18 protein-coding genes are annotated in these 23,681 nt (G+C 67.5%); 12 read left to right on the forward strand and 6 right to left on the reverse strand.

Features of this window, described 5'->3' with window-relative positions; translation table 11 throughout:
• The first annotated feature begins 260 nt into the window (after nucleotides 1-260).
• Entirely contained in the window at nucleotides 261-1,376 is a 1,116-nt protein-coding gene (gene ald, locus U5A56_RS05605) for an alanine dehydrogenase (protein WP_321921274.1), read from the forward strand.
• Nucleotides 1,377-1,409: 33 nt separating this feature from the next.
• Here ald and polX read toward each other — a convergent pair whose 3' ends face one another.
• Together polX and U5A56_RS05615 are read right to left on the reverse strand one after the other, a co-directional pair.
• Nucleotides 1,410-3,194: a DNA polymerase/3'-5' exonuclease PolX gene (gene polX / locus U5A56_RS05610; RefSeq protein ID WP_321921275.1), complete on the reverse strand. Its 1,785-nt coding sequence runs from the start codon at nucleotides 3,192-3,194 to the stop codon at nucleotides 1,410-1,412.
• A 167-nt stretch (nucleotides 3,195-3,361) separates the two neighbouring features.
• A complete protein-coding gene (locus tag U5A56_RS05615) occupies nucleotides 3,362-3,754 on the reverse strand; it encodes a TraR/DksA family transcriptional regulator (RefSeq protein WP_044842954.1) in 393 nt (130 codons plus the stop codon).
• Between the two features lie 306 nt (nucleotides 3,755-4,060).
• Here U5A56_RS05615 and U5A56_RS05620 point away from each other — a divergent pair, with 306 nt between their 5' ends.
• Complete coding sequence (locus tag U5A56_RS05620) at nucleotides 4,061-4,270, forward strand: hypothetical protein (protein ID WP_044842953.1); 210 nt, start codon at nucleotides 4,061-4,063, stop codon at nucleotides 4,268-4,270.
• A gap of 73 nt (nucleotides 4,271-4,343) precedes the next feature.
• Here U5A56_RS05620 and U5A56_RS05625 read toward each other — a convergent pair whose 3' ends face one another.
• Nucleotides 4,344-5,735, reverse strand: coding sequence for an undecaprenyl-phosphate glucose phosphotransferase (locus U5A56_RS05625; protein WP_193759903.1), 1,392 nt, complete (start codon nucleotides 5,733-5,735; stop codon nucleotides 4,344-4,346).
• A gap of 32 nt (nucleotides 5,736-5,767) precedes the next feature.
• Nucleotides 5,768-6,550, reverse strand: a complete 783-nt coding sequence (locus tag U5A56_RS05630) for a Crp/Fnr family transcriptional regulator (protein WP_044842952.1) — start codon at nucleotides 6,548-6,550, stop codon at nucleotides 5,768-5,770.
• Nucleotides 6,551-7,454: 904 nt separating this feature from the next.
• On the opposite strand from U5A56_RS05630, the gene U5A56_RS05635 reads away from it, so the two are divergent.
• The 6 genes from U5A56_RS05635 to U5A56_RS05660 all read left to right on the forward strand — a co-directional run bounded on the left by U5A56_RS05635 (nucleotide 7,455) and on the right by U5A56_RS05660 (nucleotide 14,341).
• Nucleotides 7,455-8,237, forward strand: a complete 783-nt coding sequence (locus U5A56_RS05635; RefSeq protein WP_321921278.1) for a Crp/Fnr family transcriptional regulator — start codon at nucleotides 7,455-7,457, stop codon at nucleotides 8,235-8,237.
• Nucleotides 8,238-8,405: 168 nt separating this feature from the next.
• Entirely contained in the window at nucleotides 8,406-8,657 is a 252-nt protein-coding gene (locus U5A56_RS05640) for an acyl carrier protein (RefSeq protein WP_044842951.1), read from the forward strand.
• Nucleotides 8,654-9,850 carry an acyl-CoA dehydrogenase family protein gene (locus U5A56_RS05645; RefSeq protein ID WP_124519607.1) on the forward strand — a complete coding sequence of 399 codons (1,197 nt, stop codon included), beginning with the start codon at nucleotides 8,654-8,656 and terminating at the stop codon, nucleotides 9,848-9,850. The genes U5A56_RS05640 and U5A56_RS05645 overlap by 4 nt, the downstream gene beginning before the upstream one ends.
• Nucleotides 9,847-10,818: an amino acid--[acyl-carrier-protein] ligase gene (locus tag U5A56_RS05650; RefSeq protein WP_044842949.1), complete on the forward strand. Its 972-nt coding sequence runs from the start codon at nucleotides 9,847-9,849 to the stop codon at nucleotides 10,816-10,818. Before U5A56_RS05645 ends, U5A56_RS05650 begins: the two co-directional genes overlap by 4 nt.
• Nucleotides 10,815-11,870, forward strand: coding sequence for a DUF1839 family protein (locus U5A56_RS05655; RefSeq protein WP_321795250.1), 1,056 nt, complete (start codon nucleotides 10,815-10,817; stop codon nucleotides 11,868-11,870). The genes U5A56_RS05650 and U5A56_RS05655 overlap by 4 nt, the downstream gene beginning before the upstream one ends.
• A complete protein-coding gene (locus U5A56_RS05660; protein WP_321921281.1) occupies nucleotides 11,867-14,341 on the forward strand; it encodes a glycosyl hydrolase 2 galactose-binding domain-containing protein in 2,475 nt (824 codons plus the stop codon). The genes U5A56_RS05655 and U5A56_RS05660 overlap by 4 nt, the downstream gene beginning before the upstream one ends.
• Nucleotides 14,342-14,398: 57 nt before the next feature.
• Here U5A56_RS05660 and U5A56_RS05665 read toward each other — a convergent pair whose 3' ends face one another.
• Complete coding sequence (locus U5A56_RS05665; protein WP_044842946.1) at nucleotides 14,399-15,790, reverse strand: sigma-54 dependent transcriptional regulator; 1,392 nt, start codon at nucleotides 15,788-15,790, stop codon at nucleotides 14,399-14,401.
• A 1,296-nt stretch (nucleotides 15,791-17,086) separates the two neighbouring features.
• Between U5A56_RS05665 and U5A56_RS05670 the strand changes: the two genes are divergently transcribed.
• Both U5A56_RS05670 and U5A56_RS05675 read left to right on the forward strand, forming a co-directional pair.
• The gene (locus U5A56_RS05670; protein ID WP_321795991.1) at nucleotides 17,087-17,671 is read left to right on the forward strand and encodes a drug:proton antiporter; all 585 of its coding nucleotides are present in this window, start codon (nucleotides 17,087-17,089) and stop codon (nucleotides 17,669-17,671) included.
• Nucleotides 17,668-19,242, forward strand: a complete 1,575-nt coding sequence (locus U5A56_RS05675) for a mannose-1-phosphate guanylyltransferase/mannose-6-phosphate isomerase (RefSeq protein WP_321921282.1) — start codon at nucleotides 17,668-17,670, stop codon at nucleotides 19,240-19,242. The genes U5A56_RS05670 and U5A56_RS05675 overlap by 4 nt, the downstream gene beginning before the upstream one ends.
• A 125-nt stretch (nucleotides 19,243-19,367) precedes the next feature.
• Here U5A56_RS05675 and U5A56_RS05680 read toward each other — a convergent pair whose 3' ends face one another.
• Entirely contained in the window at nucleotides 19,368-20,657 is a 1,290-nt protein-coding gene (locus U5A56_RS05680; protein WP_321921413.1) for a right-handed parallel beta-helix repeat-containing protein, read from the reverse strand.
• Between the two features lie 371 nt (nucleotides 20,658-21,028).
• Between U5A56_RS05680 and U5A56_RS05685 the strand changes: the two genes are divergently transcribed.
• A complete protein-coding gene (locus tag U5A56_RS05685; protein ID WP_321921284.1) occupies nucleotides 21,029-22,078 on the forward strand; it encodes a glycosyltransferase family A protein in 1,050 nt (349 codons plus the stop codon).
• A 439-nt stretch (nucleotides 22,079-22,517) separates the two neighbouring features.
• Nucleotides 22,518-23,666, forward strand: a complete 1,149-nt coding sequence (locus U5A56_RS05690; protein WP_321921286.1) for a glycosyltransferase — start codon at nucleotides 22,518-22,520, stop codon at nucleotides 23,664-23,666.
• Nucleotides 23,667-23,681 lie beyond the last annotated feature (15 nt).

The following is a 23,681-nucleotide window of genomic DNA, read 5'->3' on the forward strand; positions in this document are numbered from 1 at the left end:
ATACCCAAACCGCGTGCCGCATACAGTGCGACGTCCGGTCGCAATACGCCATGCCGCGTGTTGCGGTGCAGTGCGCGCGCACCGTCGCATCGGGCCGCCGCTTGACTTCCCTCCGGCCACCGCTACCCTCTTATTCCAGTACGGCACGCGAACCGTGCATGCGCAACCGTCGCACACGTGCCGTTCGCCGGCACGCACGATCGGACGATCGCGGCACGCCCGGGCACGACAACCATGACGAATACCCATGGAGGCGACTCATGCTGATCGGTGTGCCGAAGGAGATCAAGAATCACGAATACCGCGTCGGCCTCACGCCGGCCGGCGCACGTGAGCTCACGCGACACGGCCATCGCGTGCTCGTGCAGCGCGGCGCGGGCACGGCCATCGGTCTGCTCGACGACGACTACACGGCAGCAGGCGCCGCACTGTGCGACGACGCGCGCGACCTCTTCGCGCGCGCCGACATGATCATCAAGGTCAAGGAGCCGCAGGCGGCCGAGTGCGCGATGCTGCGGCGCGGACAGATTCTCTATACATATCTGCATCTCGCGCCCGATCCCGGGCAGGCGGCCGCGCTCGTGAAGTCCGGCGCGGTCTGCATCGCGTACGAAACCGTGACGGGCCCGGGCGGCGGACTGCCGCTGCTCGCGCCGATGAGCGAGGTCGCGGGGCGCATGTCGATCCAGGTCGCCGCGACGCACCTCGAAAGCCCGCGCGGCGGCCGCGGGGTGCTGATGGCCGGCGTGCCCGGCGTGCCGGCCGCGCACGTCGTGGTGCTCGGCGCGGGCGTGGTGGGCACCGGTGCGCTGCAGATGGCGGTCGGCCTCGGCGCGCGCGTCACCGTGCTCGACACGAACGTGGGCCGGTTGCGCCAGCTCGATCTGGTCTTCGCGAACCGGATCGCGACCGTCTGCTCGAACGCGCATACGATCGACGAAGCCGTGCGCGACGCCGACGTCGTGATCGGCGCGGTGCTCGTGCCGGGCGCGTCGGCGCCGCGGCTCGTCACGCGCGACATGATCGCGACGATGCGCACGGGCGCCGTCGTCGTCGACGTCGCGATCGACCAGGGCGGCTGCTTCGAGACCTCGCATGCAACGACGCATGCGCAGCCGACCTTCGTCGTCGACGGCGTCGTGCATTACTGCGTCGCGAACATGCCTGGCGCGGTCGCGCGCACGTCGACGTTCGCGCTGAACAACGCGACGCTCGGCCATGCGCTCGCGCTCGCCGACAAGGGCTGGAAACGCGCGATGGCCGACGACCCGCATCTGCGCGCGGGCCTGAACGTGTGCGACGGCCACATCACGTACGAGGCCGTCGCGCTGGCGCTCGGGCTACCGTACGTACCGGCGGAAGACGTGCTGGCCTGACTTCGGCATGCGTGACGGCGCGCACGTGCGCCGTCACGCGCGCTTCGGGCGGCCGCGCTTCGACGCGATGCTTGTGCCGCTTGTGCCGCTTGCACCCATCGTGCGCGCCAGCAGCGGCCTCAGTTGGGCGAGCGTGCGCGTGTTGAGCACGTCCTGTCGCGTGAGCCACCCGCGCCGCGCCTGGCCGATACCGTATCCAAGATTGTCCAGATCGTCCGCGCACCGCGCGTCCGAGCCGATCGCCACCGCGACGCCGGCCTTGGCGGCCTCGCGGCACCAGACGTCCGGCAGGTCGAGCCGCCGCGAGTCGCCGTCGAGTTCGACGAAGCAGTGGCGCGCGGCGGCCGCGGCGAGCACGCGCGGCACGTCGAGTTCGCATGCGTCGCGTTCGCCGAGCAGCCGGCCGGTCGGATGCGCGAGGATCGTGAAATACGGGTGATCGATCGCGCGCAGCAGCCGCTCGGTCTGCGCGTCGCCCGGCAGGTCGAAGCGGTCACGTACCGCGCCGACCACGAGATCGAGCCGGCCGAGCACGTCGTCGGCCACATCGAGGCTGCCGTCCTCGCGAATGCCCGCCTCGACGCCCTTCAGCAGCACGAAGTCGTCGAATGACGCATTGAGGCGGTCGATCTCGTCGATCTGCCGTACGAGCCAGTCGGCATCGGTACGGCCGCCGCCGGACTCCGGCATGCGATCGGTGACGGCCAGATACGCGAGCCCGCGCGCACGCGCCGCGTCCGCCATCGCGCGCAGGCTGTCGCGCCCTGCCGACGCGTCGGTATGCGCATGCAGATCGCCATGTACGTGCTTGCGTTCGACCAGCGCCGGCAGCGCGCCGACGCGCGACGCGTCGATCTCGCCGCGGCCCTCGCGCAACTCGGGCGGCACCCAGTGAAGGCCGATCGCCTCGTAGACGGATGCCTCCGTCGCGCCCGCGATCCGCTCGTCGCCGCGGAATACGCCGTATTCGTTGATCTTCAGCCCGCCGGCCTGCGCGATCCGGCGCAGCGCGATGTTGTGCGCCTTCGATCCCGTGAAGTAGACGAGCGCCGCGCCGAACGCGTCGGCGTCGACGACGCGCAGGTCGACCTGCAGCCCGTTGCCGAGCACGACGCTCGAACGCGTCTTGCCGTTCGCGAGCACGCGTGCGACCTCGCCGTAGCCGACGAACGCGTCGGCCACGGCGGCCGGATCGCGTGCGGTCACGAGGATGTCGAGATCGCCGACCGTCTCGCGGCAGCGGCGAAAGCTGCCGGCCGGCACCGCTTCGCCGACGCCGCCCACCTTGCGCAAGCGCTCGAGCAACGGCATCAGCGATTGCGCGGCATCCGGCAGCAGAAAGCGCTGCGGCTCGCGCTTCAGGCGCTCGTCGAGCGCGTCGAGCAGGTGCGCTTCGGTCTTCGCGCCGAAACCCGGCAGCGCGCGCACGTGCCCGCTCTTCGCTTCGACGCGCAGCTGCTCGAGCGAGTCCACGTGCAGTGCGTCATGCAGCGCCTTGACGCGTTTCGCGCCGAGCCCCGGCACGTCGAGCAGTTCGACGATCGCGCCCGGCAACGCATGGCGCAGCGTTTGCTGCAGTTCGCAGGTACCGGTCGCGGCGATCTCGCGCAGCTTCGCCGCGAGATCGGCACCGATCGATGGAATCCGGCCGAGATCGCTGCCGCTCTCGATCATCGCCGGAATGTCGCGCCCGTAGTCGGCGATCGTACGGGCCGCGTTGCGGTAGGCACGCACGCGGAACGGGTTGGCGCCCTGGATCTCGAGCATGTCGGCGATTTCGGTGAAGACGGCCGCGCACTCGGCATTGTGGATCGGCATGATCGGCGTGGCTCCCTTCCACGTGGATGGCGCCGTGCGCCGGCGTGCCGGCGTCGGCCCGCCCGGCGCCGCATGTCGACGGCGGCGGGTGCCCGTTGGTCATCCTGCGCCGATCGCCCGTGTCGTGCCGCGCGGGGCTCGCTGCTTGCGTGGCCCCTGCACCGACGTCACAGCGATGCGCGCGGTGTCGTCGCGTAGCGCCGCTCGTATATCGACTGGCAATGCGTGCAACGCTCGGCGGTCGGGCGCGCGAGCAGTCGCTCGTAGCCGACCGGCGCATCGCAATCGATGCACTCGCCGTAGCTGCCGTCGCGCATGCGCTGCTGCGCGCGCCCGATCGCGCGCAACTCGGCCAGCTTCATCCCGATCAGCGCGTGATCCATGTCGACGAACAGATCGGCATTGGCCTCGTCGCCCTCGTCCGGCGCCGCGCCGGCAAGCTCCGCATAGGACTCCGACGCGCGCTGGTCCTCGCTCGTCCGGATCTCCGCACGCAACGCCTGCTCGCTCTCGGTCAGCCGTCGCTGCAGCGTCTGCCGTTGTTCTCGATCGAGCGCCATCGCCGTCCCTCCTTTTCCGGGTTCCGCGCAATGAGGCATGCGGCGCGCGGTTGTCGCGCCGGTGCACGGCGGGCCGGGATGCCCGGCTCGTCGTGCCCGGATGCGCGTCCGGCCACATGAAGTGCGGGACGCATTCGACGCAGCATAAACCCAATGCACACGCATGTGTTGACCGGCGTCAGCGCCCCCATCGCGCATCAGAAACCGGGGACTGATGCGAAAACCTCGCGGGGCAGCATTCGTCTGACGCAGCCCCCGTTGAGGTCGATCAATCCCCTGTAAAAAGTTGCGTCGTAGATTGAGAGCATGCGCGGCGAATCCGCGGCTTTCCGGGAGAACGTCATGTTGTTCGGCGTCGTCATCTGGGTGGCCCTTGCGGCCCTGTTCCCGACGATGGTCGTGCCGACGATCCAGCACGCCATCCAGCCGTCGAGCGCGCAAGCCGCGCCCGACGCCAGCCCCGCCGTCTCGCCCGCTGCGTTGCCGGCAGCCGCTCAGCCGCCGGCGCACAGCTGAAGCGCGGTTGCGGGACGCGTCGTATCGAGGCCGGAAGCACGAGTCGACGCTCGATACTTCGCAATCCTCTTCATCAAAACGCGTTGCGTCCGACGAAGCCGCGCACGACCGTCATCAGGATGATCTTCATGTCGAACCAGAAGCTCCAGTTCTGCATGTAGAACAGGTCGAACTTCACGCGCGCGGCCATCGCCTCGACCTTGCGTGTCTCGCCGCGATAGCCGTTCACCTGCGCCCATCCCGTGATCCCCGGCCGGACGCGATAGCGATACATGTAGCAGTCGATCAGTTGCCGGTAGAAGTCGTCGTGTTCGATCGCGTGCGGACGCGGGCCGACCACCGACATCTGGCCGAACAGCACGTTGAAGAACTGCGGCAACTCGTCGAGCGACGTGCGTCGCAGGAACGCGCCGACCGGCGTGATGCGCGCATCGTTGCGCGAGGCCTGTCGCACGACACCGGGCTGTACGCGATGCACGCGCATCGTCCTGAACTTGAGGATATGGAACTCGCGCCCGTCGGCGCCCTTGCGGCGCTGCCTGAACAAGACGGGCCCCGGCGACGACAGCTTCACCGCGATCGCCAGCGCCGCGAGCAGCGGCAGCAGCGGAATCAGTACGGCGCCGGCGAACAGCCGGTCGAACGCGAACTTCGCCCACAGTTCCGGCGCGGAACGCGGCGTGGTCGCGAGGTTGATGGCCGGCATGCCGAGCACATCGGTCGCGGATCGCTCGACGACCGCCATCTGCCGCACGTCCGGCAACAGCCGCAGCTCGACGAACTCGTCGCGCAGTTCGCGCACGATGCGCTGGATGCGTGACTCGTGCGACATCGGCAGCGTGAGCCACACTTCGTCGATCTCGCCGCCGCGGATCATGCGCCGCAACGCGACCCAGTCGTCGATCACCGGCACGCCGCCGATCCCGTCAGCCGTGGCCGCGGCCGGTGCATCGTCGTCGAATACGCAGGCAGCCGCGAACGGCCCGGCCGGTTCGAGCTGCATGCGCTCGATCGCCACCCGTCCGTAAGCGGTCGCCCCGACGACCGCAACCCGCCGCTGCCGCGCGCGCGGATCGCCACGCTTCATCGCCAGCGCGCAGAGTGCCAGCCTGCCGAGCAGCAGTGCCGCGTCGCCGGACAGCACCGTCCGCGCGATCCAGCGCGTCGTGACCGTGCCGCCGCGGTTCATGATCCACATCGTGCCGGCCACCGTCAGCGTACCCACGCACACGACGGCCACCACCGTGCGCGTCAGCACGGCACCGCCGTCGTGCGGCGACGCCGCGCCGCGCGTCACGCGCACGCTGCGCGGCAACAGCGCGACGGTCAGCACGCACAGCAATGCGACCGTGCCGCGCTGCGCGTCCGACAGATCGTGCCACGCGAGCCCCATCGCAGCCTGCGCGGCGAGCGCACCTGCCAGCACCAGCGCAACATCGACCGCGGCGATCGCGGCGCGTCGCATCGCATTCGTTCCACCCGCCATCGCATGCATCGTCACACACCGTGCGCGGGGAAACCGCCGTGCAGGTCCTGCATGCGCGGCCGCACCGGCACCGCACGCGCGCCGGCCCGCGTGCCGAGCAGCCGGCGATAGTCCGCGCGAATCAGCTCGTAGCACTCGCATGCCTGGCGCTCGAGACCGTCGCGATCGAGCACGGTGATGCGGCCGCGACGCTGACGGATCAGCCCGGCTTCCTGCAGGTTGCCGGCCGCTTCCGTCACGCCTTCGCGACGCACGCCGAGCATGTTCGCGATCGTCTGCTGCGTGACGGCCAGTTCGTCGCCGTCGATCCGGTCATGCGCGAGCAGCAGCCAGCGGCTCAACTGCTCGCTGACCGAGTGATGCCGGTTGCACAACGCGCTGCGCGAAATCTGCGCCATCGTCGCCTGGCAGTAGTTCAGCAGCAGCCGATACGTCGCCGGCGAACGTTCGAATTCCGAGCGCATCACGCAGGTCGGCACGCGGTAGGCCATCCCGCCGATCCGGACTTCGACGCGATTCGATACCGCGGTGCCGCCGACGAGCGTCGCCAGGCCGACCACACCTTCGCGGCCGACCACGGCGACCTCGACCATCGCTCCGTCCTCCATCAGGTGCTGCACCGACATCATGGCGGTGGTCGGGAAATGCAGGTGGCGCATCGGTTCCCCGACACGGTCGAGCATGCCGGCCTTGATCCGGACCAGTTCGAGGTGCGGTGCGATGGCACGGATGCTGTCCTCCGGAAGGGCATCGAGGATGGCATTCGCCGAATAGCTCGAGTGAAGATGAAGCATGTCTGTATCCCTTTTATCGTCCGCGCCGCATGCAGCCGCGTCAGCGGAATTCGTTATCGCGATGCGCGCCCGGACGGCGACGCGGGTTGCGGCCCACAACCCTCGATCCAATCGACCCACAGCGTCTCGCCGCTGGATCGAATCGGCAGTCCCGTTTCGACACGCCCGTTTCGATAAGCGATTTACGTGCCAATACCCGCTCCATCCTTAATATATAAATGACTTGCGATTTAGCGCCCCCGAATAGCCGGTCGAAAACCGCAAAAAACGTCTCATTTCCGGACACCCGCTTGCGTCGCGGACGCAGCCGGCAATTCGACTGATCATTGGGCGCGGGGCCGGCAGTGGAACCGGTGGCGGCGCGGGAGTCTTATCGTTCAATAACTTACAGCCGGTTTTCAATTGTTTCCGTGATGTCTCAAACGGGCCAGAGTCGCGTGCCGCACGCTCGAATGGTCGTTTGAAACTGTCTCAAATATGAATCGCGGGATTAATTTACAACACTGTAATCAAACGCACATATCTCACGCAACTCCATGATTCAATTAATAAATCATACCTGCAAATCTCAATTGTCAAATAATGTTCAATGCATTCTAGATAATTTTCTTGTACGATGCACTTCGTTGCCGGATTGATTCTCGATCAGCACCGAATTCGCGATTCACCCTCCAGTACAATTAATTCATACGAAGACGATCTTCAAATACCTATAACCTTTTCATTTACCTCGAATCGTCAAACATTGTGAAGTGACGTAATGCGCAATTTATCGAATTGAATTGCGTGCTAGCCTTTTCCGCCATCGGCATTCGAATTTCTATGAACACGAATCCGCACGTGCGTGCTAAATCCCCGTGGATGGCGCCGCGCGATGTGCGATCGCTCCCTACGAGGATCCGCCGTGACCCACCAGGCCAATGACGCCGTCGCCCACGCGAGCGGCATGATCGAGCTTTCCCACAGCTTCGACGCCAACCGGTTCGTCGCGGCCCTCGACCGCGACGAACGCGCGACGCTGATTGCCAACCTCCAACTCGTTCACCTGAAATCGGGCCAGGTGCTGTGCGAACCGGGTGAAATGCTCACCGCGGTCTACCTGCCCGTCACGACGGCGATTTCGCTGCAGTACGTGTCGTCCGGCGGCATGACGCTGGAAGTGGCCGAGATCGGCAGCGAGAGCGTCGTCTGCGACGACGTGATCGGCGGCAGCGGCCGGATGCCGTGCCGTGCCGTCGCCTGCCGCGACGGCTTCGTCTACCGGCTCGACCGGCGCATCTTCGCCGCCGCGTTCGACGCGTCGCCGGTGATTCGCCATCTGGTGTTCGTCTGCGTGCGGCTGTTGATGGCCCAGGTCTCGCAGATCACGTTCTGCAGCCGACATCACGTGCTCAAACATCAGTTATGCAGATGGTTCCTGCTCGCGTACGACCGGTCGCGCAGCATCGAGATCCAGATCACCCACAGCATGCTCGCGCAGATGCTCGGCGTGCGGCGCGAGACGGTCACGGATGCGGCCGGGGAGATCCAGAAACTCGGCTTGATCCGTCAGTACCGGAGCTCGATCGAGCTTGCCGACCTTGCGGGCCTCGAGAAAATGTCGTGCGGCTGCCGCGCGATCGTGCGCGACGAGATGAAGCGCATCCTGTCGGCCGACTCGGGCGTGAGCGCCGCGGCACGCGCGTGATGCGCACGGCGTGCCGGCGCACGCGTGCGACCCGAGTCAGCCGATTGTAGGGTGGCGAACAGAACGCCAGGCGTGCGAATGGTCTACTGATGCCGGACTGCCGGGGGGATGTCAGCGCGCTGCGCGCGTCCGCCCTTGCGGACGACACCTCACACGCCGGAGCAGCACGTGAAAAACGAAATCAGAACCATCCTCAAGCACGTCGCCCACCTCGAAGCCGCGATCGACTCGATCGGTGACGGGGATGACCTCTACGAAGCGGGCCTCTCCTCGCTCGATACGATCCAGCTGATGCTCGCGATCGAGAAGCAGTTCAACATCGAGATTCCCGACGAGATGCTGAACCGCAATCTGTTCCGCAGCGTCGACGCGCTCGCGGACACCATCGCGACCCTGCAACGCGCCGAGCATTCCGCATGAGCGCGCTGCTTCCCGAACTCGCGGCCGACGACGAACCACGCCGGCTCGACGAGGCCGCGCACGCCGTCGCGCAAATCGCCGCCCAGCACGCGGATGCGGTCGACCGGGACGCACGCTGCCCCGTCGAGGCGATCGAGGCCATGCGTGCGCGCCGCCTGCTGAGCGCAATGGTCCCGACCCGGCTCGGCGGCGCCGGCGCGTCGCTGGCCGACGTCGCATCGGCATGCTCGATCCTCGGCCAGGCCTGCGCATCGTCGGCGATGGTGTTCGCGATGCACCAGATCCAGGTGGCCTGCATCGTCAATCACGCGGCCGACCAGGGCTGGCACAAGCTGTTCCTGCAACAGCTCGTGCGCCATCAGTGGCTGCTCGCGTCGGCGACGTCGGAGGACGGCGTCGGCGGCAACCTGCGCGCGAGCCAGTGCGCGCTCGAGACCAACGGCGGCGAATTCCGGCTGCACAAATCCGCGCCGACGATCTCGTACGGCGACTACGCGGACGGCATCCTCGCGACCGCGCGGCGCGACGCCGACGCGCCGGCGTCCGAGCAGGTGCTCGTCACGGTGCTGCGCGACGGCTATACGCTCACGCGCCGCGGCGAATGGGACACGCTCGGCATGCGTGGCACGTGCAGCAACGGCTTCGTGCTCGATGCACAGGGCACGACCGTGCAATGCCTGCCCGTGCCGTTCGCGCAGATCGCGGAACAGACGATGGTGCCGGTTTCGCACATCCTGTGGGCGGCGGTGTGGATCGGCGTGGCCGGCGACGCGTTCCATCGCGCGCACCAGTTCTTCCGCACGCAGGCGCGCCAGACCGACGGTGCGCCGTCGCCCGCGTCGCGGCGCATCGCCGAATCGCTGGCGCTGATGCAGGCGATGCAGGCCCGCGTCGACAGCGTGCTGCGCCTCTATGCCAGCGCGTCGCCCCGCTCGTGGTCGGCCGGCATGGCCTGGGCCGCCGAGATCAACACGCTGAAGACCTATGTGTCGTCGACCGCGCTCGAAGTCGCCCAGCAGGCGATGATGATCTGCGGGATGGCCGGCTACAAGCACGGCACGCCGTTCAGCATCGGCCGCCACCTGCGCGACCTGCACGCGGCGCCGCTGATGATCAGCAACGACCGCATTGCCGCCAATACCTCGAGCCTGCTGCTCGCACTGCGTCCCGCGACGCTGGAGAAACATTCGTGAACGATCGCCTCTCCGTGCCTTCCGCCGCCACCCCGTCCGACGCGCCGCTCGACCGCGCGGGCGTCAATCCGCTGCGCGACGAGCTGATCGATGCGGGCCTGCTCGTGTCGACCGGCATCCAGGGCCTGTTCGGCCGCAGCGAGCGGTTCGAGCGCGTCGTCGAAGCACTCGACGCGTTCGTCACGCGCCTCGGCGCCGACCAGCAGGCCGAAGTGCTGCGCTTCCCGCCGGCGATGAGCCGCACCGAATTCGAGCGCAGCGAATACATGAAGAGCTTCCCGCAACTCGCGGGCAGCGTGCATGCGTTCTGCGGCGACGAACAGCGGCACCAGCGCGTGCTGCAGTGCCTCGACCGCGGCGAGGACTGGACCGAAAGCCAGAAGCCGACCTACGTCGTGATGACGCCGGCCGCCTGCTATCCGGTCTATCCGGTCGTCGCGCGCGCCGGTGCGCTGCCCGGCGACGGCCGCATCGTCGACGTGTTCTCGTATTGCTTCCGCCACGAGCCGTCGCTCGACCCGACCCGCATGCAGCTGTTCCGGATGCGCGAATACATACGCATCGGCACGCCCGAGCAGATCGTCGCGTTCCGCGCGACGTGGATGGAGCGCGGCACACGGATGATCGAGGCGCTGCAACTGCCGAACGCGATCGATCTCGCGAACGATCCGTTCTTCGGGCGCGGCGGCAAGATCGTCGCGAACAGCCAGCGCGAGCAGAACCTGAAGTTCGAGCTGCTGATCCCGATCGAGCACGACGACCGCCAGACCGCGTGCCTGAGCTTCAACTACCACATGGATCACTTCGGGCTGCTGTGGGACATCCGCACCGCGACAGGCGACGTCGCGCACACGGGCTGCGTCGGCTTCGGCCTCGAGCGGCTGACGCTCGCGCTGTTCCGTCATCACGGTTTCGACCTCGACGCATGGCCGGCCGACGTTCGCGACGTGCTGTGGGGTACGCGATGAAATTCGTGTCCCGCGACGGCGAGGACGCGTCATTCGAGGACGTGCGCCACCGCGCACGCCACTATCGGCCGCACCCGCTGCACAGTCAGGAGATGGTCTGGAAACAGACCAACTGCTATGTCGACATGTGGCTCGAGGTGCTCCGCTGGTGGGGCCTCAACCCGTACGCGGCGCTGCCGTTTACGATCGCGCTCGACTTCGAGGGCGACCAGTTCACGTTCTTCAAGTTTCCGCACGACGAACTGGAGCGGCTGTACGGCATCGTCGTGCAGGAACACTCGATCTACGAGCCGCTCGACCAGCACATCGAGACGCAGGTCGCGCGCGGTCACCTGATGATCGTCGAGGTCGACGCGTGGTTCCTGCCGGACACGCGCGGCAGCAGCTACCGCACGCAGCATACGAAGACGACGATCGGCATCGACTCGATCGATCGCACGCGCCGCCAGATCGGCTACTTCCACAACAGCGGCTATTACGTGGCCGAGGACTTCGACTACAACGGGCTCGTCGGCGGCTGTTCGCCGATGCCGCTGCCGCCGTACGTCGAATGCGCGAAGCGGCGTTTCGCACCGCTCGACGAGCGCGCGCTGTGCGAGGTCTCGCTCGCGTCGCTGCAGCGGCATCTGCGCCGGCTGCCGGTCGTCAATCCGGTCACGGCGTTCCGGCGCCAGCTGCAGCTCGATGCGAAATCGCTCGCCGATTCCCCGCTCGAACGCTTCCACGCGTACTCGTTCAATTCGGTGCGGCAACTCGGCGCGAACTTCGAACTGTTCGGCCATTACGCGCGCTGGCTGCAGGCGAGCGGCTGCGTCGGGCCGTTCGCCGAGATTCGTACCGCCTGCGACCGCATCGCATCCGAGGCGATGGTGCTGGAGTTCCGGCTGGCGCGGGCGTGTGCGCGCGGCAAGGAAGAGCGCGGCGACGCGACGCTCGAAGCGATCGAAGCGGCTTACGCCGACCTGATCGACTGCGCACGGCAGATCGCCCCGCCGCTGCAGCACGCGGCGCCCGTGCGCGTCGACGCGGCCGCCGTGCCGTTGCTGCGGTGACGCGCGCGCATGCCGCGCTCGCGTGGTCGCTGCTCGCCACGCCCGCGGGTGCCGCGCGCGGGCCGCTCGATCTTCCGGCCGACGGCTGGATCGCCGCCCCCGTCCCCGGCACGGTCGCGCAGGCGCTCGCGCTGGCCGGCCGGGCCGACGATACCGCGTCGCTCGACGAGCGCGACCACTGGTATCGCGTCGAACTGCACGGGCACGGGCCGCGCGTGCTGCGCTTTCACGGCCTCGCGACGCTCGCCGAGGCATGGCTCGACGACACGCCGATCCTGCGTTCGCACAGCATGTTCGTCGCGCACGACGTGCCCGTGTCGCTCGACGGCACGCACCGGCTGACCGTCTGCTTCCGCGCCCTCGCGCCGCACCTGCGCGATGTGCGCGCACCGCGCCGCGCACGCTGGCGCACGCGGCTCGCCGAACCGGCGACGTTGCGCACCGTTCGCACGTCGCTGCTCGGGCATATGCCCGGCTGGTTTCCGCGCTGCGTGCCGACCGGTCCGTGGCGGCCCGTCGACGTGCTCGACCCTGCCGACGGTCCCGTTCTCGTCCATTGCGACCTGCACGCCCGCATCGACGGCGATACCGGCTGGCTCGATGCGGCACTCGCGTTCGCCGGGCCGCTGCCCGATGCGTTTGCAGCCCGGCTGTCGTGCGGCGAGCACCACGCGACGCTCGAACGCCGCGGCGCCGACCGGCTCCATGCGACCGTCGCGGTGCCGAACGTGCGCCGCTGGTGGCCGCACACGCATGGCGAACCGGTGCTCTACGAGGTCGCATTGCACATCGGCGCCGAACGGCGGCCGCTCGGCGCGACGGGCTTTCGCACGATCGAACCGGACGCGGGCGACGACGGCAAGGGATTCGGGTTGCGCGTCAACGGCGTGCGCGTATTCGCGCGCGGCGCATGCTGGAGCAGCGCCGCACCGCTCGCGCTGCACGCGGACGACGCGACCTATGGCCGCCTGCTCGGATACGCGCGCGACGCCGGCTTCAACATGATCCGCGTCGGCGGCACGATGACCTACGAGGCCGACGCATTCCATGCGTGGTGCGACCGGCTCGGACTGCTCGTCTGGCAGGACTTCATGTTCGCGAACTTCGACTATGCGCTCGACGATCGCGCCTTCGCGGACGCCGTCGGTCGCGAGGCCGAACAGTTCCTCACGCGCGTGCGCGCGTCGCCGTCGCTCGCGGTGCTGTGCGGCGGCAGCGAGATCGCGCAGCAGGCCGCGATGTCGGGGCTCGGGCCGAAGCAGCGCTTCCTCGAACTGACCGCCGAGCGCCTCGCCGATCACGCGGCGGCACGGCGGCCCGACGCGCTGTACGTCCCCGACTCGCCCGACGGCGGCGTGCTGCCGTTCATGCCGCGCGAGCGTGTGTCGCACTATTACGGTGTCGGCGCGTACCTTCGTCCGCTCGACGACGCGCGTCGCGCCGACGTGCGCTTCGCGAGCGAATGCCTCGCGTTCGCGAACGTGCCGTGCGATGCGATGCTCGCCAGCCTAGGCTGGCCGGGCGTGCACGAGCCGCGGTGGAAAGCGGCCGTGCCGCGCGACCCCGGCACGTCGTGGGATTTCGACGATATTCGCGATCATTATCTGCAGACGTTGTACGACGTGGCGCCCGACCGCCTGCGGCGCGAGGATCCGTCGCGCTACTTCGAGCTGTCGCGCGCGGTGATCGCGGACCTGATGCGGGACACGTTCTCGGAGTGGCGGCGCACCGGCTCACGCTGCGCGGGTGCGCTCGTCTGGCAGTTCCAGGATGTGATGGCGGGCGCCGGATGGGGCTTGCTCGATGCGGCGCATCGGCCGAAATCGGCGTGGTATGCGCTGCGCCAGGTACTTCAGCCCGTGCAGGTCCTGCTCGTCGACGAAGGGCTGAACGGGCTCGACGTGCACGTGATCAACGAGCGGCCGGCGCCGCTGTCGGCGGCCGTCGAGCTGGTCGCGCTGCGCGACGGCCGCACGCCGCTCGCGCGTGCCGGCGCTCCGGTCCGGATCGCCGCGCACGACACGGTGCGGCTCGATTCGGCCGAATTGCTCGGCCGCTTCTTCGACTGGACCTACGCGTATCGCTTCGGCCCGTGCGAGCACGATACCGTCGTCGCGACACTGCGCGCCGACGACGGCACGCTGCTGTCGCAGGCGTTCTACTTCCCGTCCCGCACGCACCCGGCCGTGTTCGCCCGCCGCGAACCCGGCATCGACGCATGCGTGTCGCGCACGGGCGACACGTGGCACGTCGACATCGGCACGCGCCACGTCGCACGTCACGTGCAGATCGATGCACCGGGCTTCGTGCCGCGCGACGACTGGTTCGATCTCGCGCCCGGCACGCCGGCGCGTGTCGCGCTCGTGCCGCTCGCGAACACCGGCGGCCATGCTGCCGCCGGCGCGCCGCCGACCGTCGAAATCCGCGCGGTCAATGCCGCGCGAACCGTGCGTGCGGCGTTGACCGGCTGACGCGAGCGGGCGCGGGACCCGGATCACGCACACGCTCGCACGGCCGCACCGCGCGCGTCAGTCCGACGACCCCGTGCCGCGCGGCCGCTCGATGCCGTACGCTTCCATCCAGCGATAGAGCGTTGCGCGCGACACGCCGAGCTCGCGCGCGGATGCGGCGACGCGTCCACGCGTGCGCAGCAGCGCGGTTTCGATCGCTTCGCGCTCGATCGACTTGCGGATGTCGGCCACCGACGGCGACGCCGCGTCGAGACAGTATTCGAGCTCGAGGTCCTGCGCGGTGATCAGGCGCCCTTCCGTCATCACGACCGCGCGCCGCACGCGGTTGATCAGTTCGCGCACGTTGCCCGGCCAGTCATGCTTGTAGAGCGCCGTGATCGCATCCGTCGAAAAGCCGCGCACGCGATGGCGCGCGTCGCCGCGAAAGCGTTCGAGCATGTGATGCGCGAGCAGCTCGATGTCCTTGCCGCGCGCGCGCAGCGGCGGCTGGTCGATGCGCATCACGCAAAGACGGTGGAACAGGTCCGCGCGGAAACGCCCTTCTTCCATCGCTTCGCGCAGGTCGACGTGCGTCGCGGAGACGATCCGCACGTCGACCGGCACCGGGTCGCTGCCGCCGAGGCGATGAATCGCGCGCTCTTGCAGGAAGCGCAGCAGGCTCGCCTGGCTCTCGTGCGGCAGGTCGCCGATTTCGTCGAGCAGCAGCGTGCCGCCGTTTGCGGCCTCGACGTAGCCGATCTTGCGCGCGTTCGCGCCGGTAAACGCGCCGCGCTCATAACCGAACAGTTCCGATTGCAGCAGGTGGGGCGGAATCGCTCCGCAGTTGACCGCGACGAACGGGCCGCTACGCCGTTCCGAATGACGATGGATCGCGACGGCCGTCAGTTCCTTGCCGGTTCCCGTCTCGCCGAACACGAACACGGGCGCGTCGGTGCGCGCGAAGCGCCGCACCGTATCGAACAGCCGCAACATCGCGCTGCAGGTGCCGACGATGCCGTTCTCCTGCGATTCGAGGCGTTCCCGATCGCGCGCGAACAGGCATTCCATTCCGTACGCATGGCCGACCGTATCGGCAATGCGTTGGTGCGACGCGGGCAACGTGATGTAGTCGAAGCAATAGTCGCGCAACAGCGCGCGCACGTTCGGCGAGGCGGTCTGGCCGGTCTCGACGAGCGCGACCCACACGACGTCGCGCATCGACGCGCAGGTCGAAGCGATGCTGCCGATCGCGTCGGCGTGACCGCCGCTCAGGTCGAGGATGCCGCAGGTGATTTCGCCGGAGGTATCGCGCAATTCGCTCGCGTGCGCGACGACCGTCACTTTCCAGTCGCGTCGCGCGAGTTCCTTGCGCAGCATGACGGACGGCGTCTGGGTCCAGTAAATCAGAGGACGCTGCCCGGTAATCCTCTCCCCGCCGGCGCTCTTATCGCGCGTTATTGGCATATTCATAGCGAACCATCACTTTCTCCACTCCGCGAACCGTTCGCGTGCGCTGCGGCCGGCGGCGCATGGCCACCTGTCCGCGCCGCGTTTCCGCAGCTTTGGCGAAGATCGAAACTGCACACGGCGAGAGCCCCCGGAGGTCGAGCCGGATGTCATCCGGCCTCGTTGTCATCGAACTCGAAGGGAACGCGCGGCCGCGGGAGCCGCGGCGTTCCGGCTTTCATACGACGCGCCGTCAGGCGGAGCGCGTCGGCAAACGGGATTTCCGTCCGCATTTGCGTCGCGTCGTACACGACAGCCGCGCCCGATGCTGAACCGGATGGCCGCCAACCCGCTTTCGGAATGGTGGCCTCATTTCATCCGTTCCTGAATCTACACCCCGTATCGAGATGGCCTTGTTACCAAAAGATAAAATCGATTCAGCCGATTACGCTGCCGCCCCGGCGCGCGCGGCGCGCGTTTAGCGCCTCAGATTTGATTATCCACGACCATTCCCGTCAATCAGTGCCAAATACCACTTTTCTGCAAGATCGGCGCCTTCCATTGCCCGCGATTCTCGCTTGAATCGCGCAAATAATCCGGGAAGCGTTTTGCATCCGTGGATAATCGCGCGCCCCTGCGACGCCTCCATCACGCATCGAACGCGGGCGAACCGCGCGTGTTCGTTACAACATCGTAACGAAGCAACCGGTCGTACCGTCCGTCTCCTGACGCGATGCAGCATGGCGTCCATGCGTGTCGCGGCGCCAACGATCGCTGCCGACAGGCCGGCGCGACGGGCACTGTGCTGGTGCAGGGCCGCATGCAGCGCGAAAGCATCGGGCAGCGCACCGTCGCAAGTATGCGCGTGTTGGCCGGCGCGTCGAAACGATCGCGTCCGGATGAAGGATGCGCGCATCGCGAGGACATCGACGATGCGGCAGATGCTGGCCTGCGAGCAACCGGTCGCGATGCGCGGCCGACCCGCCGTGAACGATCGCAATCTCAAGTACAGCCCCCGATTCTTCAATCGCGTTCGATGCAGACTGCCCGCTGCGCGGTTCGCAGCGGACAGTCGCGACGAATCAATTATGGGAAAGCCGGCATGCGGCCACTGTGTGATACCGCACAGTGCCCCGCTCACGTCACGGCCCGTTTCGCGCTGCCGGTATCGGCCGCACGAAACGGGCATAACGAGAGTGTGAGTATGCTTTCGAACAGACCGGCGCGCCCCGCATCCGCATCATGGACATCGGCGAGCCGCACCGGACGAACGCGTTCATGCGGCTCGGCGTGCTGAAGGCTTCACACGAGGACCGCATCATGGAATGGCATTGTTGTGAATTCGAACATCTGAGCGCCGTCGATCTCTATGCAATCCTGCGCTCGCGCAACGCAGTGCTGGTGGTCGAGGATGCGCATACGCATCTCGACATCGACGGCAAGGATGCGCATGCGCTGCACGTGTTCGCGTGCATGCACAAAGGTGACACGACGGAAGTCGTCGCCTACGCGCGCGTGCTGCCCGGCGACGACGCCGATCCGGACGTCGTGATCGACAAGGTGCTGACGAGCGAGGCATGTCGCGACGACCGCACCCTCGAGCAACTCATGCAGCGCGCGCTCACGGCCGCGCAGGCCGCATGGCCCGACGTGGCGGTTCGCACGCACGTTCCCGCACAACGCCAGGACTTCTATAAGCGTTTCGGATTCCGAAAGGCATACGGTCCCTATCTCGAACAGGGCGCGCCGTTCGTCGGTCTCGTCCGGCCCGCCGACCGCGCCGCCGGCGCGCTGCGTCAGCTGCTGTCCCGGACCGTCTCGCCGCCGCGATCGCGCAACGAGGACACGCGCGTCGACGGCCGCGCACACAACCGGCTGCCTGCCGATACCGGAGCCAATCGATGAACGCCAACCTTCGCCCGGTTCCCGATCCCGAGCTGCCCTGTGTCCTGCCCGTCATACTCGCCGGTGGTTCCGGCACGCGCCTCTGGCCGCTGTCGCGCGAGCAGTATCCGAAACAGCTGATCGAGCTGACCTCGAACGAATCGCCGCTGTCGGCGACCGCGCGCCGCCTGAACGGCATCGCGAACGCGGCGCTCGGCGACACACTGCTGCTGGTGTGCGGCGAACAGCATCGCATCATGAGCGCCGCGCAGGTGCTCGGGCGCGCGGCCCCCGCCCGCATCCTGCTCGAACCGGCCGCGCGCAATACGGCGCCTGCGCTGACGCTCGCGGCGCTCGACGCCAGCGTGCTCGCGGACGATCCCATCCTCGCGGTCATGCCGGCCGATCACGTGATCGGCGACGTCGCCGCATTCCAGGAAGCGGTCGGGCGCGCGGCGCGCTACGCGCAGGAAGGCGCGATCGTCACGCTCGGCGTGCTGCCGCGCCGCGCGGAAACCGGCTACGGCTACATCCAGGTCGGCGAGCCGCGCGCCGGCCGCCTCGGCGGACAAGGCGGCTATGCGATCGGGCGCTTCGTCGAGAAGCCGAACGCGGCGCTCGCCGAGCGCTACCTGCATTCAGGCGATTACTGGTGGAACAGCGGGATTTTCGTCACGCGCGCATCGACCTGGCTGAAGGCGATCCGCGCGCTCGCACCCGACATCCATGCGGCCTGCGACGCGGCATGGCGCGCGGGCACCGCCGAGCATCCGTTCTTCCGGATCGACGCGGCGGCCTTCGATGCGTGCCCGTCCGACTCGATCGACTACGCGGTCATGGAGCGCCTCGCGGAGCACCCCGAACTCGGCATCGAAGGGATCGTGGTACCGCTGTCCGCAGGCTGGTCGGACGTCGGCACCTGGGATGCGATCTGGGAAATCATGCCGAAGGACGATCAGGGCAACGTCGCGCGCGGCCCGATCGTGTTCGAGGACACGCAGGACAGTCTCGTGCGCTCGGAGGGCCGGCTGATCGCGTGCGTCGGGATGAAGGACGTCGTCGTCATCGAGACGCCCGATGCGGTGCTGGTCGCGAACAAGCACGACGTGCAGCGCGTGAAGAACATCGTCGCGCGCCTGAAGACCGAGCAGCGCCCGCAGGCAAGCGAACACCGCAAGGTGCAGCGGCCGTGGGGCCACTACGATTCGATCGATCTCGGCGAGCGGTTCCAGGTGAAGCGGATCGTCGTCGAACCCGGCAAGCGGCTGTCGCTGCAGATGCACTATCACCGCGCCGAGCACTGGATCGTCGTGCGCGGCACCGCGAAGGTCACACGCGGCAACGAGACCTTCCTGCTCAGTGAAAACGAATCGACTTATATCGCCGTCGGCGAGGTCCACCGCCTCGAGAATCCCGGCCGGATTCCGCTCGAGATCATCGAGGTGCAGTCGGGTGATTATCTCGGCGAAGACGATATCGTGCGGTTTGATGATCAGTATGGAAGGCCGGTCGTCGAGAGCGTGCGGCAGCGCCCGTCGATCGCCTCGCGCGAACCGGACGAGGAAACCGCGGAACGCAACGTCATCCGGTAAGCGCATGCGGATCGAGGCGGCGTGCGCGGTGGCGATGCGCGCCGCCGCGCGAACAAGGGGTGGCCGCCTGTTCGCCGCCTGTTCACCGCATGGCGTCGCCGACCGGCGGCCCACGCGACGCACGATCAGTCGATGCCGCCTTGCGACCAGCGCGCTTGCCTGACCGATTCGCGCACGCGCGGCAACAACGACGTATCCGCGCCGATCGCGTCACCTGCCGCCGACAACGGCTGACGCGCGGCCGCACACGGCGCGCCCCTCGCCGGCCCTCCCGACGCCCCCGCCGGTCGGCCGGTCGCGCAATCGTGCGCGGGGTCGACCCGGACCGGCATTCCGCCGATCCCCGACAGTTGATTGTCCGCGAGCCGCACGCCCGACACGTTTCCCCACAGGCGAATGCCGTCGAATCGCGCATGCGACACACGGTTGCCGATCACGGTCACGCGCGACACCGAACCCGACCACGTGCTGACCTCGATCGCCGCCTGCTGCGTGACCGGACGAGGATCGGCCCGGCCCGTCGCTGTCTGGATATCCGCGATCGAGTTGCCCTCGATGCGGATGTCGGACGAGCCGGCAGTTCGATTGCTGTCCTCCTGCGCGACGAGAATGCCCGAGCTCACCTGTACGTTGCGCACGATATTGTTCGAGATGGTGACGTTCGCGCCGCCGACCACCGTGATGCCCCGGCCCCACGGGTTGCCCTCCAGCGAGTTGCCGGTAATCAGCACGTTGCGCGTCAGCACGCCTTCCGCCTGGTAACTCACCACGGCGATCATGTCGTCGCCGGTCCCGCGCACGACGTTGCCCTGCACGAGCACGTTGTGCGAGCCGTGCGTCATGTGAATGCCGTCGGCCAGCGTCGACAGCACCTCGTTGCCGACGATCGCGACGTCAGCGCCGCCGAACACGAAGATCCCGCCGCCCGCGCCACCGTCGATGACGTTGTCGAGCACCTGCACGCCGCGCCCCGTCACCTCGACCTTCGAAGACTCCGGCGTCGTGAGGCGTGTCGTGCCGGTTCCGGTGAGCCGAAAGCCGACGAGCGTCGTACCCTCGCCGCGCATCTCGACCGTCTGGTCGCCCGGGGTTGTCGCGATCAGCGTCGCGCCGTAGCCCGACAACACCACATTCCGCTGCCGCACGACCAGCGACCGGCCGACCACATACCGCCCCGGCGCGAACACCAGTCGCTGGCCAGGCTGCAACGCGTCCAGCGCATGTTGTAGCATGTCGGCCTGATCGGCCGCGTCCGCAGCGGGACGAACGTACGCATCCGGTACAGCCGAATGAAACGCACCAGGCGCAGGCGTGCCGGATGCCGCCGCGGCACTGCCCGGCCAGGCCAGCCCGCCTGCCACGCACATCGCGGCAAGCGCCACACGCGCAAGAAACGGGCGGTGTGATCTATGCATGTCGAGTCGACTCCCTGGAATGACTTCGCGCGCGTCCGCCGGCGCGCCCGAATCGCTGCATGCCGGCCGAGTTGTCGGCCCGCGATACCGACGAAACAGGCGGTGTACTACGTTCGATTGGATCATTCGAACCCGCCGCGTTTCAGTGCGTCAACAGACCAATACATCCCGCCTGCGCGGCGGATCCGACATGCCGTTGACGATTCATCGCGCTTCCAATGAAGCGAATCGCGGAACGGTAGGCTCGCGAACCGAGTGCCGGTCTGCGACACGTATCATGGCCACCATGCGACGCGACCGTGCGCCGGGGCACCGCACCCTGCGGGCCGGGCCCCCGGATCGTCCGCACTTCGCTCGTCCAGAATCCGTTCATGACCGACCTGACCATCGCAATCTGCAACTACAACCACGGCGCATACCTGCGCGACGCGATCGATTCGGCGCTCGCGCAGGGCGCGCACGGTGTACGCGTGCTGGTCGTCGACGACGGTTCGACCGACGATTCGCGCGACATCATTCGCTCGTACGGCGAGCGCGTGACGGCGGTGTTCCAGGAGAATCGCGGTCAGGTCGCCGCATACAACCGCGCGCTCGAACATGTCACGACGCGCTACGTGATCCTGCTCGACGCCGACGACCTGCTCTATGCCGACGCCGCGGCCCGCGTGCTCGCCGCGTTCGCGTCCGGCGACTTCGTGAAGGTGCATTTCCGGCTCGACGTGATCGCGCGGGACGGTGCGATGACCGGGGCCAGCGTGCCGCAGTCGGCCGTCGACACCGATTGCGGCCGCCTGTTGCGCGCGGGCTGGCTGTACCCGTCGCCGCCCGCATCGGGCAACGCGTATCGGGTCGATGCGCTCAAGCGCATCTTTCCGGTACCCGTCACCCCGGACAACCTGCATGGCGCGGATTTCTATGCGATCTACGGTATCGCGTTGCTCGGTGCCGTACACATGATCGATGCAACGCTCGGCGGCTATCGCGTCCATCAGCAGCCGGAGACGCGCTCGTCCGCCGACACGCCGGCCCTCGCCCTCACCAATTCGGAAGACGCCGCGACGGGCGCGCTGAAAGCCGAACGCCGATGGGCGACGCTGCGCATGCTTGCCGGCACACGGCTGCACGAAACATTGCCGATCGCGCCGCTCGACTTCGCGATCGAGAAGGCCCGCTTCGCAAGCACGCTCTATCACGCCCCACTCGTGCGGCGCTGGCGCTGGTTCCTGTGCGAATCCGGACGCTACTGGCAAACCGTGCTGCGCAACCCGTTCTGGGGGCCCGCCAAGAAAGCGGCCGTGGCCGGGCTGTCGCTCGCATGCTTGCTGCCGTCGGCAACGCTCAGCAACCGTGCGATTCGCTATATCTCCAATCCGCTCGCGCGCGTGCGGAAGTCGTCCGGCCATCACGCCGACGCTCGATAGCGTCGCCGAGTCGCGCCTTCGGTAAGCCATCGCACCCAGCGGGTCGCGCATGCGCTGCACAATGATCCGGACCAGTGGATTCACGCGCACTGACCGGATTTCGTCGTTGTCTCGTCTCCAGTCGTCGTAGTCGAACGCCGGTATCCGATGTTCGGAGGAATCGAGCCGACACGTAGAACGCGGCATTGATTCGTCACGCTGCGTCGTGTTCGGCACGCTCCGACAACGTCGACCCGATATTCCATCGGCGGAAACCATCCGGCTGCCTCGTCAGCTCGAACAAGCGACTGCGACAGCAGGATCCAATGGCCACGGCAGCCATGCATTTATCAATCAGGAATGCATAGTTTAACGAACTCGACACCGAGACAACACGATTCGCGGGCGGCTCATCGTCACGACGGGCGATGAATGTGCGATCGGATCGCTAGACCGAAAGATGACCCAAGAAAAGATCGTTCATATCGCCGAAGCGTTTGGTGGCGGCGTGCTTTCGATGCTGACCCATCTCGCCAACCATGCCGCGGCGACCGGCGTCGACGTGACGGTTCTGCATTCGATCCGACCGGAAACCCCGACCGATTTTTCAACGCTATTCCTGCCTGACGTGAAGCTCGTTTACGTCGACATGGCGCGCGAGGTGAGCGTCAAACAGGATCTGAGGAGCTTGCGTGCGCTGGTCCGGAACCTGCGCGACTGCAAGCCGACCGCGATTCATCTGCACTCGTCGAAGGCCGGCGTGCTGGGGCGAATCGCCGCCCGGATCGCCGCGCCGAATGCGAAGGTCCTCTACTCGCCGCACGGACTCTCGTTCCTGCGCCGCGACGTGTCGCGCATGAAGCAGTACGCCTATCTGAGCTTCGAGCGCATCGCGGCGCACATCGGCGGAACCATCGTCGCGTGCTCCGGCAGCGAACTCGCCGAGATCCGGGGAAAGGTCCGGGCAAAGTCGGCAGTCCTGGTGGAAAACGGCGTCAATGCGGCTGAGATCCCACCGCGTCGAACGCGCGACGATCGCAAAGTCGTCATCGGGATGAGCGGCCGGGCGTCGTTCCAGAAAAATCATGAAGCATTCGTGCGCCTTGCCGACACGCTGCACGGCGCAGACGTCGAGTTTCTCTGGATCGGCGGCGACGCCGCCGAGATTCCGGACCCCGGCCAGCGCCGGCCAGTCGTCTGCAGCGGCTGGGTCACCCGCGCACGCGCGCTCGAGCTGACGTCGGAACTGGATATCTACGTCCAGACCTCCCGATGGGAAGGCATGCCGGTCGCGTTGATCGAAGCGCAGGTCGCCGGCATACCGGCCGTGGTGACGGACGTCGTGGGCAATCGCGACGTGGTGATTCACGGCGTGACCGGCTATGTCGCGTCGAACGCCGACGAGATGGCCACGTATCTGACGACGCTCCGTGATGACCGGCAGCTTCGCGAGCAAATGGGCGCGGCAGCCCGAAAACGGGCGATTCAGCGGTTTTCGATGAGCGCGATTTTCCGGCAGTGGAATGCCCTTTACGGACTCGATACCGAAGAGCCGCGCGTCGACACGCGTGACTTCAAGCCGGTTGCACCGGATCACGTCAAAGCCTGACTCCGATTTCGATAT

It is taken from the genome of Burkholderia sp. BCC1998 (assembly GCF_905339875.1).
GTDB lineage: Bacteria > Pseudomonadota > Gammaproteobacteria > Burkholderiales > Burkholderiaceae > Burkholderia.